Genomic DNA, 17,598 nt, shown 5'->3' with positions numbered 1-17,598 from the left:
AAAAGTAGGGAAAACGATGCCTAGTATTACAAATCAAATCTTGAGCGGCGCCAAATGGACAAGTATTTCGACAGCGTGTATTACGGTCATTCAAATCGTCCAATTCGCCCTGCTCGGGCGGGTCATGTCACTGGCTGAATTCGGCCTTGTCGGCATGATCACAACGGTAGTGGTGTTTGCCCAAATCGCGCTTGATATGGGTTTTGGCGCCGCGCTCATTCAAAAAGATCATGTGACTGATAAACAGATGTCTTCCTTGTACTGGCTGAATATCATAACGGGGCTTGCGCTGTTTGCGCTGCTGTTTTTCAGCAGTCCGCTCATCGCCGATTTTTATCGGCGGGAGGAGCTTGTCTATTTAATCCGCGTGCTGGCCGTCATGTTTTTAATCGCGCCGATCGGTCAGCAATACCAGTATATGCTGCAAAAAGCGCTGGCATTTAACACGTTAAGCAAGATTGAAATCTTTTCAAATGTGTTGTCCTTCGTGTATTTGGCGGCCGCGGTTTTTTATACGGACCCGATTCTCGCCTATGTGATTTCCCAGGTGCTGCTGCAATCGTCAAAAGGGATTCTGTACTGGATGTCCTGCAGAAAAACATGGAGACCGGCGTTGGTTTTTGATCTGAAAGGAATGAAAGGCTTCTTTTCTTTCGGGGCCTTTCAGCTGTCTTCCCGGCTTGTGAACCGGCTCGGAGCGAATATTGATATGATTCTGATCGGCAGTTTTATCGGCGCCGAGGCGCTCGGCATTTACAATCTGGCCTACCAGATTGTCACGCTTCCGGTATTAAAAATTAATCCGATCATTACGAGAGTCGCGTTTCCCGTCTTTGCGAAAAACAAGCATGAAAACAGCGTTATCAGAGAAGGATTTCTCAATATGACCAAAATACTCGCGCTGATATCCTTTCCGCTTTTGCTCGGTTTGGTTTCAGTGTCGGATGCATTCGTGGCTTCGGTATTCGGAGAAAAATGGCTGGCGGCTGTCCCGGTTTTAAACGTTCTCGCCATCGTCGGGATATTAAGGGTTCTGATGAATCCGAACGGATCTGTGCTGCTCGCAAAAGGGCGGGCCGATCTGGCGTTTTATTGGGACGCCGGGGTGATGCTGCTGTATGGTGCATCTTTGTACGCCGCCGTGCTGTCCGGAAATCTCTTGACGGTAGCCTGGACGTACGCTTTCATCAGCATCCTGAATTTCCTGATCGGGCGCTGGCTGTTGGCATATGTCATTAAGCTGCGGCTGTCGGCTTACTTCAAAGCCGTGGCCAAACCGTTTCTGCTTACGGCGGCAATGGGTGTCATCGCTTTTACAGCCAGCTTCGGCACGGAGCGGATCAGCCTTGATGTCAAGCTGCGGCTGGCGATCTCCGTAGCCTGCGGCGCGTTGTGTTATTTATTCCTGTTAGGAAAAGCTTATCCGCATATGAAAAGTAAATTAAGAAAAGGACGTTTGCTATGAAGGTATTGTGGATGACAAGTGTCTATCCGAGCAGTGAGAAGCCGGGAGAAGGCGTTTTTCATGAGACGCAGGCCCAAGAACTGAGAAAGCTTGGCGCGGAGATGACCGTCATTTGTCCGCGGCCGAAACTCGCCGCGCCATTCCGGGTGCTGAAAAAGACATATCGGCAAAAGGATATCAGGCCGGCGCATGAATGGCGGAAAGGCGTGTCCGTCCACCGGCCGTTTTATCAGGCGGTTCCCGGGCAGCTGAAATGGGCGCAGCCGCATAAAAGAATGGCGTCATCGGTTCTTTCCGCGATTAAAAATCATGGCCTGAAGCCCGATCTGATTCACGCGCATTTCGCCATGCCGTCAGGCGGAGCGGCCGCCATTGTGTCAAAGGCTTTAGGCATTCCGTATGTGCTGACCTTGCATGGCAGTGATGTCAATGTCTATCCGCATTACAGCAAAAGCGCTCATCGCGCATTTACATTTGCGGTGCGGGAAGCAGCCGATATTTACGCTGTGAGCGGCAGTCTGCGGGAACAAATGAAAAAGCTTATCGAAGCGGAGTGCACCGTGCTTCCGATCGGCATCACGCTTGACGCCTTCCGAAAAAGGAACGAGACGAAAGAAGCCGTCAGAAAACGGCTCGGCCTTCCTCCGGATAAAAAACTGATCGTGTTCATCGGCAGGCTTGTCAAAGAGAAAGGCGTTTTCGACTTATCAAAAGCCGTTCAATCATTGGATGAAAGGTATGAAGCCGTCTTTGTCGGTGACGGTCCCGCCGCATCTTCATTGCGTGAAGCCGCTCATATCGTCACGGGGCAATTGCCGAACGACAAGGTACAGGACTATCTGCTGGCTTCGGATGTAATGGCGCTGCCGTCCTACAGCGAAGGCATGCCGACTGTGGTCATTGAGGCGCTCGCTCTGAAGGTGCCGGTGATCTGCACCGATGTCGGAGGATTGGCTTCTTTATTCGGGAAACACCGGGGGTTGCTGATCAAGCCGGGTTCACCTGAGACGCTGGCAGAATCGATTCTGCAATATGACGAAGGAGAGGCTTGGACGCCGCAAACAGCCGAGGAACTTTATCAAACCGTCCGCATGTATTTTGACGCAAGCCAAAACGCGAAAACGCTGAAAGAGAAATACCGATCCGTAATGAACCGGGCCGGGCAAGAGGAGAACCTTTCGAAAGAGGGATGAAGCTGTGAAAAAAATCGCTGTATTAGGAACAGGGTATGTAGGTCTTGTATCTGGAACTTGTTTTGCGGAAATCGGCCATCATGTGACTTGCTGTGACATCAATGAAGCGAAAATCAGAAGCTTGCAAAACGGAGTCATCCCGATATATGAACCGGGACTTGAGGAATTAGCCGAAAAAAATGTCAGTGCCGGGCGCTTATCCTTTACGGCCGGCATTGAGCCGGCTGTGAAAGCCGCTGATATCATCTATATCGCCGTCGGTACGCCGATGTCAAAGACGGGTGAAGCCGATCTGACCTACATTAAGGCAGCGGCGCAAACAATCGGAGAACAGCTGAACGGATACAAAATCATTGTCACCAAAAGCACTGTTCCGGTCGGGACGGGAAAGCTCGTTTACCAAATCGTCAGCGAAGCGTCAAAGGGAAAATATCCGTTTGATGTCGCGTCAAATCCTGAATTCCTCCGTGAAGGTTCGGCGGTGCGGGATACGATGCAGATGGAGCGGGCGGTCATCGGCGCCACAAGCGAACATGCCGCTTCGGTCATTGAAGAGCTTCATAAGCCGTTCCGTACGAAGGTCGTAAAGACGAATCTTGAAAGCGCGGAAATGATTAAGTATGCCGCAAATGCTTTTTTAGCCGCGAAAATATCTTTTATTAACGATATCGCCAATATTTGCGAACGTGTCGGGGCGGACATTTCCCACGTGTCAGAAGGCGTCGGTCTTGACAGCCGGATCGGGAATAAATTTCTCCAGGCGGGCATCGGATTCGGCGGATCCTGCTTTCCGAAGGATACAACTGCTTTATTGCATATCGCAAACGCCGCCGGCTATCCGTTTCAAATGATGGAAGCCGTCATTGAAACCAATCAGAAGCAGCGGGTCCGTATTACGGAAAAATTGAACCGCGCCATCGGTCCCTTAAAAGGGAAAACCGCGGCCGTACTGGGGCTGGCCTTTAAACCGCACACAAATGACGTCCGCTCCGCCCCGGCTCTTGATATCATCACAAGCCTTAAAGAGCAGGGCGCTCATGTGAAAGCGTATGATCCGATCGCGATTCCCGAAGCGTCAGCGATATTAGGAGACGGCGGCATTGAATATCACACAGAGCTGTACAGTGCCATCAAAAACGCGGACGCATGCCTGATTACAACAGATTGGCCGGAAGTCAAGGAGATGGATCTTCAGAGAGTGAAGCAGCTGCTCAAACAGCCGGTTATCATTGACGGCAGAAATATGTTTCCGCTGGAGTATATGAGGATTTCAGGATTCACTTATCATTCCGTCGGACGTCCGGCGGTTCATGCCGATCGGCAAATAAAAGAACTGGCAAGATAGAAAAAGATTTGTCTTCAGGCTCTCGGCAGCCCGGCTCGGCTGCTGTTTTGGAAAGGGGTTTGCCATGTGAGTATCAAACGTTCAGCGGCACATGTTCTTGTGCTGCTTGCCGCTCTCATTACAGGAGGATTCATCACGCTGGAGGCGGTCAGGACGGATGCCGGATTCGGAAAAATCACCGTGCTGCTGCTTGCCGCCATGATCGGTATTGCCGGACTTGCTTTGCTATCCGCCTTTACAACAAACGGTCAGATGTTTATGGGGCTCATTTATATACTGATCGCGTGTACATTTTTAAACCAGGCCTTCTTTGCGGTCCATCTCGGATTTTTCAGCTTATTTATATACCGGCTGTTATTAATCGGAGCGGGCGCCCTTCACGTCGCCGGCATCCTGACAAACCGTCATCATATTGACAGATGGAATCGGGTGAATGTAAAAGGGGTTCTGATGTTTTTCGCCTTATGGTTTACATACGGTCTCCTATCGTTATTGTGGGCAAAATCCGTGACGTACGGGATTAAATATTTAGCTTTAATGGGAATGGGCATGTTTCTGATTTATCTTATTGTCATGTTCATTCAGCGCTTTGATCAGCTGATGGTTTTTTACGGCATATGGCTTGTGATGACCATTTTTGTGATGGCGATCGGCTTTTACAATCATTTTACACACCACCATCTGCCGAGCTCCACGCTTTATAACGGCCCGCAGTACAAACAGCATTATCCGACGTCCGTTTTCTTTAATCAAAATGATTTCGCAACGTTTTTGTGCATCAGTTTCTTTCTGTATGCGGCGGCGGTGAAAAATATGAAAAACGGCTATGTGAAGGCCGTCAGCCTGCTCTTTGCGATCTGCGCTTTGTATTTAATCATTTTGACCGGTTCGCGCGCGAGTCTGCTGGGCATATGCGCGGGGGCGGCTGTATACGTCTTCATCCTGCTGCCTTCCCTGTTGAAAAAACTCGCGCTGTACGCAGCGGGAGCGGGTGCGGCGCTGTTTGCGGTTTTATTTGCGGGCCGTATCACCAATGCCGTCTTGAATCTGTTTTCAGCTCCGCAGGCGATGCCGGGACAGCATCCGCTTCCTTCCAACCTCGCGAGGGCGAATCTTTTAAAAAACGCCTTTCACTATGTGATTGATTCCTGGGGGTTTGGAGTGGGTGCCGGAAACGTCTCTTACTATTTAAAAGCAGAGCCCGTTTATGATACGGGCGGCGTAGTTGAGGTGCACAACTGGCTCGTCGAGATTATGGCGAACTTCGGCGTTCTTACGATGCTCGGTTACCTGACAGTCTATTTGTTCCTTTTTTGGACACTTTATAAATGTCATGAAAGAAAATCGGAAAATCAGTCAAGACTGATCACAGAAGGACTTATCACGGCGATGGCCGGTTTTTTGGTAAGCAGCATCAGCCCAAGCTCCGTATCAAATTTATTTTTCCACTGGGTATTTCTCTCGCTCGTGATCGCGGCGGTCAATATATTGAGGCGTTTACAAAAGGAGCCTGCCGTCACGGCGTACTATGAAAAACAGGGAGATGCGAGATGAAGGATATGTTGACAAGAATAACCCAGCGTATCAAAAAGAATATCATTTGGATCATTGCGCTGCCCGTTGTGTTAGGGGCAGCGGGATATGTATTGCCGTCAAAAATCAGCGGGGGCAGCAGTTTTACATCAGAAGCCGCGATCGCCGCGGGAAATTATGATCATCCGCTTTATAACAATACAAAAGAAATCCCGCTCCTTTTGACGAGCGATGCCTTTTTAAAGCAGGCTTTGCCTGATAAAACAGACGAAGAAAGAGCGGCCGTGAAAAGTAAACTGACTGTCGAAACACAATCAGATTCATTGATCACGATCAGCTACAGCGGCCAAAACAAACAGGAGACCGAATCGGTGTTTCAAGCCGTCATAAAAACTTTTCTGAAGAATGATCAGGACCTGTTTGAAAAACGGGCAAAAGTAGTGCGGCAGAGTATTGCTGCGCTTGAAGGAGAAACCGTCAGCGCGGACGCCAAAGTGGATAAGGAACGATTTTTATACGAATTGAAAAATACGCAGCTGAACCTGAAAGCGGCCGGCATCATCAATTCAGAGCCGATGAATGAAACGGCGGGACAAGGCATGCCGCCGAAAAAGAAAGCGGTTCTGGGCGTTTTAATCGGCATTGCAGTTGCATTTATGTTCATTGTCATTCCTGAGTTTTTTAGAGAGTCCTTGTAAAAATCTGCGATGGAGATGTGACCATGACAAACTGGAAACCTTTCGTATCTGTCATTACACCGTCTTATAATGCAAGTGAATATATCGAAGACACGATTCAGTCCGTTTTACATCAAAGCCACCCGCATTGGGAAATGATTATCGCGGATGATTGTTCAACGGACGGAACGAGAGATATTTTACGGCAATATGAACAAAAGGATGAGCGGATCCGCGTCGTTTATTTAGAGAAAAACGGGGGAGCCGCGGCTGCCAGAAATACAGCCCTTAAACATGCCAAGGGCCGTTATGTCGCATTTCTGGACAGCGATGACAGATGGAAAAAGGAAAAGCTTCAAAAACAGCTTGCGTTTATGGCAGAGCGGTCCTGCGCTTTTTCATTTACGGGCTACAGCGTCATGGAGCAGGACGGAACGCCGACGGACAAAACGATTCAAGCCCCTGAAAGCCTGTCATATGATGAAGCTTTAAAAAACACGATTATCGGGTGTTTAACGGTCATGATTGACAGAGAGCAGACGGGGCAGATTCAAATGCCTGATATCAGAACGCGGCAGGATTTAGCGACATGGCTTTCCCTGCTGAAAAGGGGATTTACGGCTTACGGCCTGAATGAGTGCCTTTCAGAATACAGGCTTGTGCAGAATTCGATTTCAAGCAACAAGTGGAAAGCCGCAAAAAAAACGTGGTTTGTTTATAGAGAAATTGAGCGCCTGCATTTTATCAAGGCTTCGTGGTGTTTTATGCAATATGCGAAAAACGCGGTCTTGAAAAGACTGTAGGCGTCAGAGGAGCTGGGTGATGAAGGTGGAACCGATTATTCACGTAATCGTCGGAGCGGCGGAATGGGGGCATGACCGGCTGAGATACAGACGGCACCGGCTGGCTGAATTTCTCGCCCGGCAAAAAGAAACGAAAAGCGTCATTTGGGTATGCCCGTCTCCGCAAGCCAATGATGGTCAAATGGCCGGGATCGCTGAGGGAATCCGGCAGTTCACTGTAAAGGATCTCATGCGGCAAAAAGCTTTCCGCTTCGGCAGGTATACAGACATGTGCTACAGGCATAAGCTTTCACCATTGTTGAACATGCTGAAGGAAGAAGGAGAAGGGGCCCGCTGCTGCTTATGGTACACCTTCCCCGGTTTTCCGCTTCTGGCAGATCTGTTTCCTTGGGATGAAGTGATTTATGATTGCAGTGATCTGTGGGCCGCTCCGATCAGCGGCCGGTCCGGGGTGCTGTCAAATGTTAGAAGAAACATCATTAAACAGGCGGAAATGAGAATCATTCAGCGTGCCGATTCCATTACGTGTACATCTGACTGTCTGCACCAGGAGGTCGGAAAAAAGCTGGAGAACCCGCACCAGAAAGTGTTCACCATTGAAAACGGAGTGGAATATGACCTGTTTTCACGGGAAAATAAACAGCCGGATGAAGACATTTTGCGGGGACGGAACGGAACGGTTCTCGGTTTTATCGGCGGAATCAAACCGAAGCTCGATTTTGCGCTTATGGCGGAAACGGCAGATGTGAGGCCTGACTGGACGATTTTATTGGTAGGCCCGAACACGGCTCAGGACGATCCGGATTTCAAGTCGCTTCTGGAGCGTCCGAATGTCATCTGGACGGGACCTGCCGCGCCGAATGAAGTGCCGTCCTATATGCAGCTTGTCGACATCGGCATCATGCCTTATAAAAATTCACCTTATAATGACGCGGTATTTCCGCTCAAGCTTTTTGAATTTTTAGCCGCCGGAAAACCGGTTGTCGGCTGCAACCTTTCTTCTACGTCAAAAATCAAAAGGCCTTTCGTTTATGAACACGTTGAAGGCAGTGACCCCGCAGATTTCATCGCGGCCTGCGACGCGCTTCTGGCAGCGGACCGCAGCGGATCATATGAGGCTTTGCGCCGTGAATTGGCCCGGAGACGGGATTGGAATGTTTTATTCGGCCGAATGCTCGAATGCACGGGTATATTGAAAAATGCGCAATCCCATTAAAAGGGAAAGCGCATTTTTTGATTTGCGTGTTTCTTTTTGATGATGCTTGTTATAATAACTAGTAAGAATTATAATGGAAGGAACGGTTCAATATCAGAAAAGACTTCATATAATTCCAAAGGAGACTTCTTTATGCTTGACGAACGCATGTTTCGCATAGTTGTTGCGTTTTTTGTCTCTCTGCTAACGGTTTTAATCCTAACTCCTATCGTAAAAAAAATTGCGATCAAAATAGGTGCAGTTGACCAGCCCAGCAACCGAAAAGTACATGATAAAATAATGCCCCGTATGGGCGGCCTGGCCATCTTTATCGGCGTAGCGGCGGGTGTGCTCGCGGCCGGCATATATAATGAAACAAAAATGACCGCCATTACAGTGGGTGCGTTTATTATTGTTATTTTAGGAATCCTCGATGATAAATACCAATTAAGCGCAAAGGTAAAGTTTTTCGTCCAGCTGGCCGTGGCCATTATGATTGTGAGCACGGGACTGAAAATGGACTTTTTCTCCGTACCGTTTTTAACGGAACGTTTAGAATTGGGATGGGTCGCTTACCCGCTGACTGTGTTATGGATCGTCGGTATTACGAACGCGATGAACCTGATTGACGGTTTGGACGGACTCGCTGCCGGCCTGTCGGTCATCGGACTCTCCACTATCGCCGTTATGGCGTTGTCCGGAGGGAAAATCCTTATTCTGTCACTTTCACTTGTCGTGATAGGAAGCACACTCGGATTTTTATTTTATAATTTTCACCCGGCAAAGATATTTATGGGAGATACCGGATCGCTCTTTCTCGGATACGTCATCTCAGTACTCTCATTATTAGGTCTTTATAAAAGTGTTACTTTATTCAGTATCATCATTCCGATCATCATTTTGGGCGTGCCGATTTTTGATACGACATTCGCCGTCATCAGGCGGATTTTAAACAAACAGCCGATTTCGGCGCCTGATAAGTCACATATACACCACCGGCTGATGGCCTTCGGGCTGTCACATCGCACGGCTGTCATTATCATTTATTTAATCGGCTTTATTTTCAGCGTCAGTGCCATCCTGCTGAAAAGCGCGACCATATGGCTTTCGCTGTTTATTATTTTTGTATTGATTGTATTTATGCAAATCATAGCAGAGGTCACAGGGTTAGTAAATGAACAATTTAAACCATTTACCAAGTTTTACAAGAGATTGGTAAAGAAAAATTAAAAAGAGCAGATCATGCGAATGGTCTGCTTTTTTTGTGGATTCTGCTATTCTCTTATTATATAAAAAAACCCGATCCTGCTCAAAGGATCGGGTTTACTCTTAATAGCCTGTTGTGCCGCCGGACTGTGTGCCGCCGGACTGTGTGCCGCCGGACTGTGTGCTGTCCGTACCGTTTGCACCGGCAGTACCGTTGGTTGAATCAGTGGTACCGCTTGTTCCTGCGCTGCCGGAAGTCGAATCAGCCGTACCGCCTGTTCCTGTGCTGTCAGAAGTCGAATCAGTCGTACTGTCCGTTCCGGTGCTGTCAGAAGCAGGATCGGACGCCGTGCTGCTTCCGGACGGGTAATCCAGGTGTTTCTGCAATTCCTGCCGTACTTTTTCGAGATTGGTCGGATCGGGCTGGAAATAATACGTTCCGCCCGTAGACGCGGTTCCGCCGCCGCCTAAATATAAATCTGATCCTGTTATGGTCAGTGTATCAATCTTTTTGCTGGTAAAGCCGTTGTAAATCTGCTGAAGGGCGAGTCCTTCAGTGATTCGAATATTCGTTTGGACATTATTGCTTGCTGTTTCAGCGATTTTATCGATTTTAGCAATATTTCCAGCCTTAGACATTTGGTCGATCAGTGCATTTAGGATTTGCTTTTGGCGGTCATTACGGCCGAAGTCTCCGCGTTTATCCTGCTTTCTCATGCGTGCGTAAGCCAGAGCCTGCTCACCGTTCAAATGCATGTTTCCTTTCTTGAAGTAGATCCGTTTCTTTTTACTGACGTCACTCATCTCGTCGAAGTCAAAAGGCACTTTTACATTGACTCCGCCGACTTCATCAATAACATCCTTAAAGCCGTTAAAATCGACAGTGACATACTTATCAATCGGTATGCCTAATAAGTCTTCGACGGTTGAGACGGTTTCATCCGCCCCGCCTTTAGCAAAAGCCGCATTGATTTTTGATTTTTTACCGGTTGTATCGCCGGCAAGCGTCACCCGCGTATCACGCGGAATACTCAGCATTTTCATTGTTTTATTTCTCGGATCAAGGGTAACGACAATAAGAGAGTCTGATCGTCCGCCTTTTCCGCTTGTAGCATAATTTTCGATCCCCATAAACAAAATGGAGAACGGTTTTTTCTTCATATCGATGACTTTATCCCGAAGTTTTGATTTGTCTCCGCGGGAAAGGGCATCATATGCATTATCTGCCGCATTGATCGTTTTGTATACTTTGTATCCGCCAAACCCGGCAGCGACTAACAAAACGAGGGTAAGCAGCAGCAAAATTCGTTTGAATATGATCTTTCGTTTGCTTTTCTTTTTCTTTCGAACACGCACTCTTACACGTTCAGCCATTACATTAGTCTCCTTTAGGGCTGACGTCTGTTTCTAAATACGTCAGTTCTCCCTCTGTATTCTTACTCTTGCCGTTCGTCAGCTCTGTCATCCATTTGATAAACGCTTCTTTGTCTTTTTCTTCAACGTACGTTTCAAATTCGACATGATCCGCATAATGGATATCTTTCAGTAAAAAAACTGATTCTCTCAGTTCGTTCTCTATCTTGCCGAGCCACGTATAATCCGCTGATGTATGCATAATCCGCATCAGCTTCCGCTCCGTAACTCCTATATGATTTAAGCCTTCAGACACTGACTTCCCATATGCACGAATCAATCCGCCTGCACCGAGCTTTATTCCGCCGAAATACCGGGTAACCACCGCGCAGGTATCTTTCAGACCGCGTTTTTTTAGCACTTCCAGCATGGGGACGCCGGCTGTGCCGCTTGGTTCTCCGTCATCATTCGCCTTTTGTATATGGTCGGTTTCGCCGATCAGATAAGCTGAGCAGTTATGAGTCGCATTCCAGTGCTGTTTTTTTATCTTTTGTATAAATTCCTGCGCTTCCTCTTCAGAAGCAGCACGGCTCAGGTGACAGATAAAACGCGATTTTTCAATCACAATCTCATGTTCACCCGTTTCTTTAACTGTTAAATAGCTGTGCAGCATGATTGCTGGACCCTCCTGACAAGCATTAAAAGACTTGTTTCTACAAATTCGAACAGACTTTAGAATTTTTGCGCATATTTTGGTATCATGAAAGAGTAAGATACTATATAAAAATGTTTTTTTCTAGAATATACGCATTCTTTCATTATAATTCGACATAAATTGCAGTTCAATTACATTTATAATAAAAATACATAACAACACCGTTACGGAGGGAGACAGATGAATAAATCGAAGATGGACTCCAAAGTTTTGGATTCTATACTTATGAAAATGCTGAAAACCGTGGACGGGAGTAAGGACGAGGTTTTTCAAATCGGAGAGCAGTCGCGCCAGCAATATGAGCAGCTGGTTGAAGAACTTAAACAGATCAAACAGCAGGTCTACGAAGTCATTGAGCTGGGCGACAAACTTGAAGTTCATACGCGGCACGCACGAAACCGCTTGTCTGAAGTAAGCAGAAATTTCCATAAGTTCAGCGAAGAAGAAATTCGCAACGCCTATGAAAAGGCGCACAAACTTCAAGTGGAACTGACGATGATCCAACAGCGTGAAAAGCAGCTGCGGGAGCGCAGAGATGATTTAGAACGCCGGCTTTTGGGGCTTCAGGAAATCATTGAACGGTCAGAATCATTGGTCAGCCAAATAACCGTCGTTCTGAATTACCTGAATCAAGACCTTCGCCAAGTAGGGCTTCTTCTTGCCGATGCGCAGGCTAAACAAGATTTCGGTTTAAGAATCATTGAAGCCCAAGAGGAAGAAAGAAAAAGAGTTTCCAGAGAAATTCATGACGGTCCCGCGCAAATGCTGGCAAATGTCATGATGAGATCGGAATTAATTGAACGGATCTTCCGCGACCGCGGCACGGAGGACGGATTTCAGGAAATCAGAAATCTGCGGCAGAATGTGCGGAATGCCCTTTACGAAGTCAGAAGGATTATATATGATTTAAGACCGATGGCATTGGACGATCTCGGGCTGATTCCGACACTGAGAAAATATCTTTATACAACTGAAGAATACAACGGAAAGGTGAAAATACATTTTCAGTGTATCGGAGACACGGAGAACCAAAGGCTTGCCCCGCAATTTGAAGTGGCGCTTTTCCGTCTCGCTCAGGAAGCCGTCACAAATGCACTCAAGCATTCAGAATCAGAGGAAATTACAGTAAAAGTGGAAGTAACCGCTGATTTTGTCGTTCTCATCATTAAGGACAACGGAAAAGGCTTTGATATTAAGGATGCTAAACAAAAGAAAAACAAGTCATTCGGCTTGCTGGGAATGAAAGAAAGAGTAGATCTGCTTGAAGGAACGATAACGATAGACTCTAAAATAGGTCTTGGGACATTTATCATGATTAAGGTTCCGTTATCTCTCGGCCTATAATTTGTTAAATAGAGCCAAAAGACATATTGACCGAACAGCGGCGTATATAGAACAATAGGATAAGGAGGCGTAGCGTGTGACTAAAGTAAATATTGTTATTATCGACGACCATCAACTATTCCGTGAGGGTGTAAAAAGAATATTGGATTTTGAACCTACCTTTGAAGTGGTAGCAGAAGGTGACGATGGAGATGAGGCGGCTCGAATCGTCGAGCATTATCATCCCGATGTTGTCATAATGGACATCAATATGCCGAATGTAAATGGAGTAGAGGCTACTAAACAGCTTGTTGAGCTGTACCCTGAATCTAAGGTGATTATCCTCTCCATCCATGATGATGAAAACTATGTGACTCATGCTTTAAAAACAGGTGCAAGAGGCTATCTCCTGAAAGAGATGGACGCAGATACTTTAATCGAAGCAGTGAAAGTGGTAGCCGAGGGCGGTTCTTACCTTCACCCGAAAGTAACCCACAATCTTGTCAACGAATTCCGCCGTCTTGCGACAAGCGGAGTTTCTGCTCATCCTCAGCATGAGGTTTACCCGGAAATCCGGAGACCATTACATATATTAACGAGACGGGAATGTGAAGTGCTGCAAATGCTTGCAGACGGAAAAAGCAACCGCGGAATCGGTGAATCATTGTTTATCAGTGAGAAAACAGTGAAAAACCACGTGAGTAATATTTTGCAGAAAATGAACGTTAATGACCGGACACAAGCCGTTGTCGTGGCCATTAAAAACGGCTGGGTAGAGATGCGTTAGTCATGTGTGAGAAGACTTGCCTGTTATGGCAAGTCTTTTTTTACAGCTGCATATCTATTAAAATACTTATTAAGTACTTAATAAGGCAGGTAAAGTGATGAAGATTGCAGTTGTAACAGACAGTACAGCATATATTCCGAAAGAGATGAGAGAAGAACATCATATTCATATGATCCCTCTCCAAGTGGTTTTCGGTGAAAAAACATTCCGCGAAGAAACAGAACTCGACTGGAGAAGTTTTTATAAAGAAGTAAAAAATCATGATGAGCTGCCGACTACGTCTCAGCCTTCTTTCGGTGAATTAATCGCATTGTACGAAGAACTGGGCAAAACATATGATGCAGTCATAAGCATACATTTGTCCAGCGGAATCAGCGGAACATACAACAGCGCCGCCTCGGCAAACACTATGGTTGATCATATTAAAGTTTATCCCTTTGATTCAGAGATCAGCTGTTTGGCACAAGGGTTTTATGCGTTAAAGGCAGCACAGCTCATTAAAGACGGTGTTGACTCACCGGAAGAGATTATAAAAGAGCTGGAAGAAATGAAAAAAACAGTCCGTGCGTATTTTATGGTGGACGATTTATCACACCTCCAGCGGGGCGGGCGTCTAAGCAGTGCTCAGGCTTTTATCGGCGGTCTGTTAAAGGTAAAGCCTATTCTTCATTTTGACAATAAGGTAATTGTTCCTTTTGAGAAGATTCGGACACGCAAAAAAGCGATTTCGAGAATTTTTGAGCTGTTTGGGGAGGATGCAAGTAAAGGAATCCCGATGCGGGCAGCTGTCATCCATGCAAACAGGGAAGAAGAAGCGGCGGATATTATACAGGAGTTAAGCGGTAAGTATCCTCATGTCGAATTCTATAACAGCTATTTCGGTGCCGTGATCGGAACCCATTTGGGCGAAGGCGCCATCGGAATCGGCTGGTGCTTTAAAAACTAAGTGAAAATCTCCGTTTTCAAGGGCGGAGATTTTTTTATTTTTTAATTTTCGCAATTCGACAAGTGGGTTCCCGACAAGGCATACTTTGAGCAGAAAGGAGGCAGGGAGATGTCCGAAGGTGCTTCAGAATTTTCAGAGGTACGGGATTTCTTTTACGGCCGGCATTTATTGAGATCTGAGATACCGTTTTCAGATCAGCGCATCAAGCGTTTTATAGAAAAAGAATATATAACGGACGAGCCGTCAATCATCCGCCGGAAAAACCGTTACGTCTGCCAACGATGCGGTCAGTCTGATCAAGCCAGCTTTGCGGCATTTTGGGCGCCCTCTGCCAAAAGGCAGATTACCTATTGCCGTGCCTGTGTCGTGATGGGAAGGGCTGATGAACTGACATCATTATATTCTTGGAATCAAGCCCATGAAAACAGCTGGGAGCCTGTAAAGCTTTCTTGGGAAGGAACACTGACAGACGGACAGAAGCGGGCGGCCGCCGCGCTTACAGATGCGATAAAAGAGAGACAAGAGCTGTTAGTATGGGCGGTTTGCGGATCGGGGAAAACAGAGATGCTGTTTCCGGGTATCGAGTTTGCTCTGAATCACGGTTTGCGCGTCTGTGTCGCGACTCCGCGTACAGATGTCGTACTTGAACTGCTGCCGAGACTGAAAAAAGCATTTGAGAAAGTCGAAGTTTCTGCTTTGTACGGCGGCAGCGAGGACAAAGGCCGTCTGACTCCGTTAATGATTTCAACCGCTCACCAGCTGATGCGCTACCGAGACATTTTTGATGTCATGATAATAGATGAAGTAGATGCGTTTCCTTTTTCAGCCGATGAGACATTAAGATTCGCTGTTGATAAAGCGAGGAAGAAAAACAGCGCCCTTGTTTATGTAACGGCAACTCCTTCAGACACATTAAAAAAGAAGGCTGAAGCCGGTTTGCTGAAAAGCGTCCGCATACCGGCCAGATATCATCGGAAACCCCTCCCGGAGCCGCGTTTTTTGTGGTGCGGCAATTGGAAGAAGAAGCTTCAGAAAGGAAAACTGCCGCGCTCTGTAACCGATTGGGTCCGCCAAAAACTTCAATCACAGCTGCCGGTTTTCTTATTCGTTCCGTCTGTACATGTATTGAAAAAGACAACGGATTATTTTCAGAAATTAAATGTAAGGGCAGAAGGCGTTCATGCGGAAGACACATTCAGAAAGGATAAAGTGAAACGGTTCAGAGACGGCCGGCTTGACCTGCTGGTAACGACTACGATTTTAGAAAGAGGGGTTACCGTGCCCAAAGTTCAGACATGTGTCCTCGGCGCAGAAGCACCTATCTTTACTGAGAGCGCGCTCGTACAGATCGCGGGCAGAACAGGAAGGCATTATAAACATTTCAGCGGTGATGTCGTCATGTTTCATTTCGGAATCACAAGCGGAATGAAAAAAGCAAAAAAACATATAGAACATATGAACAAATTGGCACAAAAAAGTAAATTGTTGGACTAGTTAATTTCAGAAAACGTGATACAGTATACTCATACTTTCCTATGAGGAGCTGTCAGCATGCTTGTCAATTCAAAAGAAATCGTATTAAAGGAACTTCTCGACCGCCATATGTCTCAGCTTCATATGAAATGCACATGCCGGGTATGCAAAAATGATGTACTGGCACTTTCATTAAACCGGGCTGAGCCGGCATATGTTACAGATAAAAAGAAAGTTGCTTATGCAAAAGCAGAGATAGTTGATAAACAGAAAAATACGGCGCTGCTTGTCATTCTGGCTGAATCAGCGGCGATTGTTTCGGTTAATCCAAGCGAGTTCTGTGAAACTCGGGAAGGAGCGTAATATCTCTGAATTGTTTATTGTGTGACTCACCAATTTCAAGTTCATTGACTTGGAGATCTCTGTTTTCTCTGGCGCCCGAGCAAGAGATATGCAGCATATGCAGCAGCAAATTCGAAAAAATTGAAGGCCCCGTATGCAGTATATGCGGGAGGCCTCAGGAGTCAAATGAAAAATGCGCTGATTGTGCGGCCCGGGAATCAAAAACGGAAAAGCGCTTTTTGCTGCGGCAAAACCGTTCGGTATATTTATATAATGATGCGATGAAGGACTCATTGGCCCGTTTTAAATTCAGGGGTGATGCGAAAATCATTCAAGCATTTGAACGTGACTTTGCTGCCGGCTTTAAAGCGGCATATCCATCAAATACACATACTCTCATCCCTATTCCGCTGAGCGGCGAACGGCTGGCGGAACGCGGATTCAATCAATCCGAGCTGCTGGCCTCTCTGCTCGGAATGCCCGTCATTTCCCCCCTCATCCGACTGAACAACGAAAAACAATCCAAAAAGAGCAAAACAGACAGGCTGTCTGCAGAAAAAAAGTTTTCAGCAGCCGAAAACTCCGCCGAAGGTATGAACGTCATTTTAATAGATGATATTTATACGACGGGCGCCACACTTCACCAAGCCGCCGAAGTCCTGCTGACAGTGGGTAAAGCGTCATCGGTCTCCTCTTTTACTTTAATCAGGAGCTAAATCATTTTTTTTTTCTGCCGATATAATTGATAGAAATATAAGGCAGATTAAAGAAGGAATAGGAGTTAATACGATGGGTGAATTGGCGAATTGTCCAAAATGCAATGCTTTATTTTTTAAAACGAACCTGCAGACCGTGTGCCAGGCATGTATTAAAGAAGAAGAAAAAGCATTTGAAACCGTCTATAAATTTTTGAGAAAGCAGATCAACAGACAGTCGACGATGCAGCAGATCACTGAGGAAACAGGTGTGGATGAAGAGCTGATCCTCAAGTTTATCAAACAAAAAAGAATTCAGATCAGCCAGCTTCCGAATTTGGCATATCCTTGCGAAAGGTGCGGAAATCCAATCAGGACGGGGAAATTTTGCAAGTCCTGTCAGACAGATATTGAGTCACAATTAGACCATATGAACCAAAAAACAGCCGCTGAATTCGAAGATAAAAACAGTACAAAAGACACATACTATGCCTATAATACCAAAAACACCTGATTCCCTAAACTAACTGATAACGCAGTCGATAAA

General features: G+C 46.5%; 17 protein-coding genes. 15 read left to right on the top strand and 2 right to left on the bottom strand.

Annotation, left to right across the window (positions count from 1 at the left end):
* Positions 1-16 precede the first annotated feature (16 nt).
* The 8 genes from tuaB to NSQ37_RS02420 all read left to right on the top strand — a co-directional run bounded on the left by tuaB (position 17) and on the right by NSQ37_RS02420 (position 9,441).
* Positions 17-1,465: a teichuronic acid biosynthesis protein TuaB gene (gene tuaB, locus NSQ37_RS02455; RefSeq protein ID WP_076424614.1), complete on the top strand. Its 1,449-nt coding sequence runs from the start codon at positions 17-19 to the stop codon at positions 1,463-1,465.
* Entirely contained in the window at positions 1,462-2,658 is a 1,197-nt protein-coding gene (gene tuaC, locus NSQ37_RS02450; protein ID WP_099567131.1) for a teichuronic acid biosynthesis protein TuaC, read from the top strand. Before tuaB ends, tuaC begins: the two co-directional genes overlap by 4 nt.
* 4 nt (positions 2,659-2,662) lie before the next feature.
* Entirely contained in the window at positions 2,663-4,003 is a 1,341-nt protein-coding gene (gene tuaD / locus NSQ37_RS02445) for a UDP-glucose 6-dehydrogenase TuaD (RefSeq protein ID WP_122504230.1), read from the top strand.
* Positions 4,004-4,069: 66 nt separating this feature from the next.
* On the top strand, positions 4,070-5,557 hold the full coding sequence (gene tuaE / locus NSQ37_RS02440) for a teichuronic acid biosynthesis protein TuaE (RefSeq protein WP_099567129.1): 1,488 nt from the start codon (positions 4,070-4,072) through the stop codon (positions 5,555-5,557).
* Complete coding sequence (gene tuaF, locus NSQ37_RS02435) at positions 5,554-6,234, top strand: teichuronic acid biosynthesis protein TuaF (protein ID WP_122504229.1); 681 nt, start codon at positions 5,554-5,556, stop codon at positions 6,232-6,234. Before tuaE ends, tuaF begins: the two co-directional genes overlap by 4 nt.
* A gap of 23 nt (positions 6,235-6,257) precedes the next feature.
* Positions 6,258-7,016, top strand: coding sequence for a teichuronic acid biosynthesis protein TuaG (tuaG, locus tag NSQ37_RS02430; protein ID WP_012118576.1), 759 nt, complete (start codon positions 6,258-6,260; stop codon positions 7,014-7,016).
* 19 nt (positions 7,017-7,035) lie between these two features.
* Complete coding sequence (gene tuaH, locus NSQ37_RS02425; RefSeq protein ID WP_094031330.1) at positions 7,036-8,232, top strand: teichuronic acid biosynthesis protein TuaH; 1,197 nt, start codon at positions 7,036-7,038, stop codon at positions 8,230-8,232.
* Positions 8,233-8,364: 132 nt separating this feature from the next.
* Positions 8,365-9,441, top strand: a complete 1,077-nt coding sequence (locus tag NSQ37_RS02420) for a glycosyltransferase family 4 protein (RefSeq protein ID WP_003151382.1) — start codon at positions 8,365-8,367, stop codon at positions 9,439-9,441.
* Positions 9,442-9,540: 99 nt separating this feature from the next.
* On the opposite strand, the gene NSQ37_RS02415 is transcribed toward NSQ37_RS02420, so the two are convergent.
* Positions 9,541-10,791 (bottom strand): LCP family protein, encoded by a 1,251-nt coding sequence (locus NSQ37_RS02415; protein WP_015240688.1) that lies wholly within the window; start codon positions 10,789-10,791, stop codon positions 9,541-9,543.
* A 4-nt stretch (positions 10,792-10,795) separates the two neighbouring features.
* On the bottom strand, positions 10,796-11,443 hold the full coding sequence (locus tag NSQ37_RS02410) for a YigZ family protein (RefSeq protein ID WP_007407485.1): 648 nt from the start codon (positions 11,441-11,443) through the stop codon (positions 10,796-10,798).
* Between the two features lie 222 nt (positions 11,444-11,665).
* On the opposite strand from NSQ37_RS02410, the gene degS reads away from it, so the two are divergent.
* The 7 genes from degS to NSQ37_RS02375 all read left to right on the top strand — a co-directional run bounded on the left by degS (position 11,666) and on the right by NSQ37_RS02375 (position 17,565).
* Positions 11,666-12,829: a two-component sensor histidine kinase DegS gene (degS, locus tag NSQ37_RS02405; RefSeq protein WP_007407484.1), complete on the top strand. Its 1,164-nt coding sequence runs from the start codon at positions 11,666-11,668 to the stop codon at positions 12,827-12,829.
* 76 nt (positions 12,830-12,905) lie between these two features.
* On the top strand, positions 12,906-13,595 hold the full coding sequence (gene degU / locus NSQ37_RS02400) for a two-component system response regulator DegU (RefSeq protein ID WP_003219701.1): 690 nt from the start codon (positions 12,906-12,908) through the stop codon (positions 13,593-13,595).
* Positions 13,596-13,692: 97 nt separating this feature from the next.
* Entirely contained in the window at positions 13,693-14,541 is an 849-nt protein-coding gene (locus NSQ37_RS02395) for a DegV family protein (RefSeq protein WP_003151387.1), read from the top strand.
* A gap of 108 nt (positions 14,542-14,649) precedes the next feature.
* Positions 14,650-16,035 (top strand): DEAD/DEAH box helicase, encoded by a 1,386-nt coding sequence (locus NSQ37_RS02390; protein WP_253612762.1) that lies wholly within the window; start codon positions 14,650-14,652, stop codon positions 16,033-16,035.
* A 57-nt stretch (positions 16,036-16,092) separates the two neighbouring features.
* Positions 16,093-16,377, top strand: a complete 285-nt coding sequence (locus NSQ37_RS02385; RefSeq protein ID WP_007407481.1) for a late competence development ComFB family protein — start codon at positions 16,093-16,095, stop codon at positions 16,375-16,377.
* 5 nt (positions 16,378-16,382) lie between these two features.
* On the top strand, positions 16,383-17,072 hold the full coding sequence (locus NSQ37_RS02380; protein WP_204565382.1) for a phosphoribosyltransferase family protein: 690 nt from the start codon (positions 16,383-16,385) through the stop codon (positions 17,070-17,072).
* 73 nt (positions 17,073-17,145) lie between these two features.
* A complete protein-coding gene (locus tag NSQ37_RS02375) occupies positions 17,146-17,565 on the top strand; it encodes a TIGR03826 family flagellar region protein (RefSeq protein ID WP_025285352.1) in 420 nt (139 codons plus the stop codon).
* The last annotated feature ends 33 nt before the right edge of the window (positions 17,566-17,598 follow it).

It is taken from the genome of Bacillus sp. FSL P4-0334 (assembly GCF_038004825.1).
GTDB classification, from domain to species: Bacteria; Bacillota; Bacilli; order Bacillales; family Bacillaceae; genus Bacillus; species Bacillus velezensis.
Note: the sequence above shows the minus strand (reverse complement) of the source record. Positions and strands in the feature narration are given on the sequence as shown.

Bases quoted from the DNA above. Each gene is read 5' to 3' on its own strand.
- NSQ37_RS02395 (WP_003151387.1), top strand. From the start codon at position 13,693: ATGAAGATTGCAGTTGTAACAGACAGTACAGCATATATTCCGAAAGAG.
- NSQ37_RS02410 (WP_007407485.1), bottom strand. From the start codon at position 11,443: ATGCTGCACAGCTATTTAACAGTTAAAGAAACGGGTGAACATGAGATT.
- NSQ37_RS02385 (WP_007407481.1), top strand. From the start codon at position 16,093: ATGCTTGTCAATTCAAAAGAAATCGTATTAAAGGAACTTCTCGACCGC.
- NSQ37_RS02390 (WP_253612762.1), top strand. From the start codon at position 14,650: ATGTCCGAAGGTGCTTCAGAATTTTCAGAGGTACGGGATTTCTTTTAC.
- tuaC (WP_099567131.1), top strand. From the start codon at position 1,462: ATGAAGGTATTGTGGATGACAAGTGTCTATCCGAGCAGTGAGAAGCCG.
- NSQ37_RS02375 (WP_025285352.1), top strand. From the start codon at position 17,146: ATGGGTGAATTGGCGAATTGTCCAAAATGCAATGCTTTATTTTTTAAA.
- degS (WP_007407484.1), top strand. From the start codon at position 11,666: ATGAATAAATCGAAGATGGACTCCAAAGTTTTGGATTCTATACTTATG.
- tuaF (WP_122504229.1), top strand. From the start codon at position 5,554: ATGAAGGATATGTTGACAAGAATAACCCAGCGTATCAAAAAGAATATC.
- NSQ37_RS02415 (WP_015240688.1), bottom strand. From the start codon at position 10,791: ATGGCTGAACGTGTAAGAGTGCGTGTTCGAAAGAAAAAGAAAAGCAAA.
- tuaB (WP_076424614.1), top strand. From the start codon at position 17: ATGCCTAGTATTACAAATCAAATCTTGAGCGGCGCCAAATGGACAAGT.
- tuaG (WP_012118576.1), top strand. From the start codon at position 6,258: ATGACAAACTGGAAACCTTTCGTATCTGTCATTACACCGTCTTATAAT.
- NSQ37_RS02420 (WP_003151382.1), top strand. From the start codon at position 8,365: ATGCTTGACGAACGCATGTTTCGCATAGTTGTTGCGTTTTTTGTCTCT.
- tuaH (WP_094031330.1), top strand. From the start codon at position 7,036: ATGAAGGTGGAACCGATTATTCACGTAATCGTCGGAGCGGCGGAATGG.